The organism is Variovorax sp. 20P10.2.4 (assembly GCF_058244205.1).
Genome location: NZ_JBZAYE010000862.1, coordinates 1 through 2,529, shown reverse-complemented (window position 1 = coordinate 2,529; position 2,529 = coordinate 1). Strand labels below are relative to the sequence as shown.

The window sequence follows — 2,529 nt, the reverse complement described above, 5'->3', positions numbered from 1 at the left end:
TCGAGCGCCGGCTGCTGCGGCTGGCACCGGAAGACGCGATGGACGCGCTGCGCCTGGCGCAGGTGGAGCGCGACACCACGGTGTTCGACCGCGGCATGACGCACCCCGGCGAGAGCAGCCCGGTGCGCCCCGACGCGCTGATCGACGGCGTGGCCAGCCGCGCGCTGGCCGAGCATGCGCTCGACCAGCAGAACGCCTGGGCCGTGGCCGGCTGGCCCAGCGAGGACGTGCTGCACGGCTACGGCGGCCAGCCGCTGCCGCCGACGCGGCGCGCCATCGTGCGCGTGATGAACGCGATCGACGCCGAGGAATCGCTCGAGCGCATCGACCAGCTCGTGAGCCGCGAGGCGGCGCTGGTCTATGCGCTGATGCTCTACCTGAACTCGCCCGGCCTGGGCCTGCCGAACCGCGTGGCCTCGCTGCGCCACGGCTTCATGATGATCGGCTTCCAGCGCCTGAGCACCTGGCTGTCGCAGCAGCTGCCGACCGCCAGCGAGGACGCCAACCTGCGCCCGCTCAACACCTCGATGGCGATGCGCGGCCACCTGGTCGCGCAGCTGATGGACGCCGGCATCGAGGACGACCTCAAGCGCGAGGTCTACCTGTGCGGCCTGTTCTCGCAGCTCGACCTGGTGATGGGCGAGCCGCTGCGCACCAGCTTCGGCCGCATCCCGCTGACCGACCGCATCGTGGCCGCGACCATCGCGCAGAACGGCCCCTACGCGCCCGCGCTGCAGCTCGCGACCGCGCTCGAATCGAGCAACCCGACCGCGCTGCGCAACCTGCGCCGCACCCATGCGGTCGATGCCGAGGAAGTCAACCGCGCGCTGCTGCGGATGATCGCCGCGGGCGGCTTCTAGGCGAGCCCTCCTCCATTGGGAGGAGTCCACTCTTTTTTTGCCCGCCGACTCGCTTTTTTCCTCAAGTCTGCCGCCGCCGCGCCGAAAAAGCGGACATGCGGCCCCACGTGGCCGCGCCCAGGAACCGGAGAACAGCATGTCGAGCATCCCGCACCGACTTTTCATCCACGGCCCCCGGGCCTGAAGGCCATCCGTGTCCAGTTCGGCATCGTCGTTGGCCCTCGATCTCAACGCCCGCCCGCCGGGCTACTGCAGCGCCGCGCGCGCGCTGACCATCAACCGCCTCCAGCAGCCGGCCACCCAGGCCAGCAACGATGCCTCGGCGGTGCTCGACTTCGCCGCCAGCTGCCCGGCCTTCACCATGGCCTTCCAGCCCATCGTCGACGTCGACAAGGGCGAGGTCTACGCGCACGAGGCGCTGGTGCGCGGCATCCATGGCGAAGGCGCCGGCCACATCCTCGGGCTGGTGCATGCGCGCCACCGCGTCGAGTTCGACCGCGCCTGCCGCGCCAAGGCGATCGAGCTCGCGGCCGGACTGCGCATGGCCTCGCGGCTGAGCCTCAACGTGATGCCCAACGACACCGGGCGCCAGGGCGAATGCTTCCAGAGCGCGGTCGAGACCGCCGAGCGCTTCGGCTTCCCGAAGGAACGGCTGATCTTCGAGGTGACCGAGTCGGAGCGCGTCGAGGACCTGCCGCACCTGGTGAAAGCTTTCGAGATGCACCAGCAGCACGGCTTCTCCTCGGCCATCGACGACTTCGGCGCCGGCTTCGCGGGCTTCGAGCTGTTCGTCGCGCTCAGGCCGCACATCGTCAAGCTCGACATGGAGCTGATCCGCAACATCCACACCGACGGCGTGCGGCGCGCCGTGGTCAAGGGCTTCGTGTCGACCTGCGGCGAACTCGGCATCCACGTGGTGGCCGAGGGCGTGGAGATCATGGAAGAGGTGGTGGCGCTGCGCGAGCTCGGCATCCGGCTGTTCCAGGGCTACCTGTTCGCGCGGCCGGTGGTCGAGACGCTGCCGGCGGTGAACTGGGAGTGGGAGCAGCGCTTCGACTAGCTCGCGAACCAGTCGCGCGCCGAGCGGCCCTGGTCGGGCCCGAGCATCGAGAAGCCGCCATCGACCGGGATGTCGGCGCCGGTCACGAAGCGCGCCGCGTCCGAGCACAGGAACAGCACCACCTGCGCCACGTCGTCGCCGTCGCCCGCGCGGCCCAGCGGATGCAGCGGCGCGGCCATGCGGTCGGCCTTGGCACGATCGCCGCCGGCCATGCGCGAGAGTGCGTCCGACCAGGTCCAGCCCGGCGACACCGAATTCACGCGGATGCGCCGCGGCGCCAGGGTCGCGGCCTGGTTGCGCGTGAGCTGCAGGATCGCCGCCTTGGCCGCGGGATAGAGCGCGCGATCGGCGGTGCCGAACTTGCCGCCCACGCTGCCCATGTTGACGATCGCGCCGCCCTGCGCGGCCAGCGCCTCGGTCGCCTTGTGCACGAGCAGCGCGCCCGAGACCAGGTTGACGTTCAGCGCGCTCAGCCATTCGGCGCGCTTCGCGCCCATGCCGCCATCGTTGTAGACCACGGCGTTGTTGACCAGGCAGTCGATGCGGCCCTCGATGCGCAGCGCATCGGCCACCAGCGCGTCGAGCGCCTCGTCGTTCGCGATGTCGCAG

General features: G+C 70.7%; 3 protein-coding genes. 2 read left to right on the top strand and 1 reads right to left on the bottom strand.

Translation table 11 applies throughout. From position 1 onward, the window contains the following. The coding region (locus AC27VN_RS38670) for an HDOD domain-containing protein (RefSeq protein ID WP_490880098.1) at nucleotides 1-860 on the top strand (860 nt) is incomplete at its 5' end. Nucleotides 861-1,053: 193 nt separating this feature from the next. Beyond that, the gene (locus AC27VN_RS38665; protein ID WP_256222405.1) at nucleotides 1,054-1,920 is read left to right on the top strand and encodes an EAL domain-containing protein; all 867 of its coding nucleotides are present in this window, start codon (nucleotides 1,054-1,056) and stop codon (nucleotides 1,918-1,920) included. On the opposite strand, the gene AC27VN_RS38660 is transcribed toward AC27VN_RS38665, so the two are convergent. After that, nucleotides 1,917-2,529: SDR family oxidoreductase (locus AC27VN_RS38660; protein ID WP_490880097.1), on the bottom strand; the 613-nt coding region annotated here is incomplete at its 5' end. The genes AC27VN_RS38665 and AC27VN_RS38660 overlap by 4 nt on opposite strands.